Genomic DNA, 2,699 nt, shown 5'->3' with positions numbered 1-2,699 from the left:
GATTAGAAATGAACTGGGTTGGTAAGAAAGAATTATTTCGTTTTCCATTTGGTTTTTATTTTAGATATATGGGCGGTGAACCATTGGATCGTTCTGGAGGTTTAAACAAAGTCGATTCTATTGCAGCTATTTTTGACAGGAAGGAAATTTTTCGTTTGGCAGTTGCTCCAGAAGGAACCCGAAAAAAAGTTACCGAATTGAAAACAGGATTTTATTACATCGCTTTAAAAGCAAACGTCCCTATAATCCCTGTCGCATTTGATTTTGGTAAGAAAGAAGTTAATCTTGGAATTCCAGTTTTACCTTCTGGAACTATCGAAAGTGACATGACAATTTTAAAGAAACATTTTATAGGTGTTGAAGGTAAAATATCGGCAAAAGGATATTCAGTCAAAAAAAATTAAATTTGTTTAAAAAAAATCAAAACCAAAATTTTAAATTATTCGTAAATGTAAATAAGTCTTTAAAAAACATATTTACAAAAAAATATTTGCTTGCTCACTTTTTTTGATGGTACTGTTTACTCGAAGCGACGTGTAGAAGTAAATTAGTAATCTTGATTTTTTGTACTTAGATAATAGAATTACAATTTAGTTTTTTTTTTTGAATGACCCCAATTTGGAAATCTGAATTGGGGTTGTTTTTTTTAATCGGGAACATAACTTTTAAAAGTTCCATTTTTATAAAAAATTACGATTTTGTCAATAGCAGCAGAATACGATTCTTTATCGTTAATTTGATTTTCTATTTTTTTTGTTTCCAATACTGGAATCGAATTTGGTATTTTTATTTCCGAAAATAAATTCTCAGTAATTATTTCAGTCGGTGGAGGAGTATAAATATTTTGTTTTACAATTTGCTCAACGCTACTTTCTTTTTTATCAAACTCTTCTGTGTTTTTTGGAAAGCTTCCTTTTCCATTCAAAATCCAATACAAATCTACATCTGGAAAAACATCCAGTATTTTTAGAATAAAATCCAAGCTTGGTTTATTTCGTCCAGAAAGGAGGTGAGACAAACTGGAGCGTTGTACCCCAATTTTATCTGCAAAAGCAGAAGCATTCAGGCTATAATAATCCAGAATAATTTCCAACCTTTTTATAAAATCCTCTGTGTTTACCATTGTAAATTGTTTTTTTAGAAAAAACTATTTACAAATGTAACTAAAAAGAACTGAAATACCAAAATCACAACCGTAAATAGAATTACGAGCTTAAAAATATGTAACTTATCAGTTAAATAACAATGCGCAAGTACTTGATAATATATGAATTAATTAATAAAAATTTAAATGAGACTAATTGTTTACTAAACAAAGTCAGATACCTATTGACACTGCCTAAAGAGTGTTTACATTTATATAATTAGGTCACTTTTCAATGTTTACAAATGTAAATATAAAGATGTTTACTTTTGTAAATCAAATAAAGTAGCATGAATTTAGAAGAATTATTTCATCGGTATAAGGAACATTCAATACACGGACGATACATTACGTTAGACTCAATTGTTCCGATTTTAGAAAAATTAAATACGGCAAATCAGCTTAAAGTTATTGGGAAATCGGTTTTAGAGAAATCCATTTATTCCTACAAAATAGGGAAAGGAAAAACTAAAATATTTCTTTGGTCACAAATGCACGGTAATGAAGCTACCACTACAAAAGCCTTGTTTGATTTTTTGAATGTCTTGCATGGTGGTTCAGAAAGCGAGCAAAAATTTCTTGATGCATTTACCTTTTATTGTATTCCAATGCTAAACCCTGATGGAGCTGCTTTATACACTAGAGAAAATGCTAATAAAGTTGATTTGAATCGCGATTCACAAGCACTTACACAGCCAGAAAGTAAGCTTTTACGAGCTGTTTTTGAAGAGTTTAAACCTGATTATTGTTTTAACCTTCACGATCAGCGCACTATTTTTGGCGTAAGCGATACTGGAAAAACTGCAACGCTATCTTTTTTAGCGCCTTCATACAATGAGAATCGCGAAATTAACGACACTCGATTAAAAGCAATTCATCTTATTGCTGGTGTAAATGAAATACTTCAAGAATATTTACCAAATCAAATCGGACGTTTTGATGATTCCTTTAATCTCAATTGCATTGGTGATACGTTCCAGTATTTAGGAGTTCCAACTATTCTTATAGAAGCCGGACATTTTTCTTACGATTATGAACGTGAAGAAACGCGAAAATATGTTTTCATGGCTTTAATTTCTAGTTTTAATGTGCTGAGCGAAAACGTTATAGTTAGCAACGGAATTAATAAATACTTGAATATTCCTCAAAATAAAGTCATTTTTTATGATTTTATCTATAAAAACATCAAGATAAATTATGATGGTATTGAAATAATCACCAATTTTGCACTTCAGTATAAAGAAGAGTTAATTGATAATGATATTTTTTTTAATGCCTACATTTCTCAGATAGGAAATTTGGAAGGGTATTTCGGTCATTTTGAATACGATGCTAAAGAAGCAAGTTATAAAGATGATTTTAATAACATTCCTAAATTAAATCAAAAAGCAGATTTTTATTTAGATAATAACATAAAAATTGTTAACGGAATGATAAATATTTAATATTTATGTCTTTTTGTTGTTTTTATGTATATTTTTATACTTTGTTAAAGTAAATAATAATGATAATTAAAGAGTTATGAGTAAATTTCGTTTAGATGAAGTAGATCACC

3 protein-coding genes are annotated in these 2,699 nt (G+C 29.2%); 2 read left to right on the top strand and 1 reads right to left on the bottom strand.

Annotation, left to right across the window (positions count from 1 at the left end; all coding sequences use genetic code 11):
- A partial coding sequence (locus tag ACH2BG_RS11325) for a 1-acyl-sn-glycerol-3-phosphate acyltransferase (RefSeq protein ID WP_395047804.1) occupies positions 1-404 on the top strand: 404 nt, incomplete at its 5' end.
- Between the two features lie 242 nt (positions 405-646).
- Here the strand turns inward: ACH2BG_RS11325 and ACH2BG_RS11320 are convergent.
- A complete protein-coding gene (locus ACH2BG_RS11320; protein ID WP_395047803.1) occupies positions 647-1,123 on the bottom strand; it encodes a helix-turn-helix transcriptional regulator in 477 nt (158 codons plus the stop codon).
- Between the two features lie 311 nt (positions 1,124-1,434).
- Here ACH2BG_RS11320 and ACH2BG_RS11315 point away from each other — a divergent pair, with 311 nt between their 5' ends.
- The gene (locus ACH2BG_RS11315; RefSeq protein ID WP_395047802.1) at positions 1,435-2,589 is read left to right on the top strand and encodes a M14 metallopeptidase family protein; all 1,155 of its coding nucleotides are present in this window, start codon (positions 1,435-1,437) and stop codon (positions 2,587-2,589) included.
- Positions 2,590-2,699: the final 110 nt, after the last annotated feature.

The sequence above is a fragment of the Flavobacterium sp. genome (assembly GCF_043779715.1).
GTDB lineage: Bacteria > Bacteroidota > Bacteroidia > Flavobacteriales > Flavobacteriaceae > Flavobacterium.
Note: the sequence above shows the minus strand (reverse complement) of the source record. Positions and strands in the feature narration are given on the sequence as shown.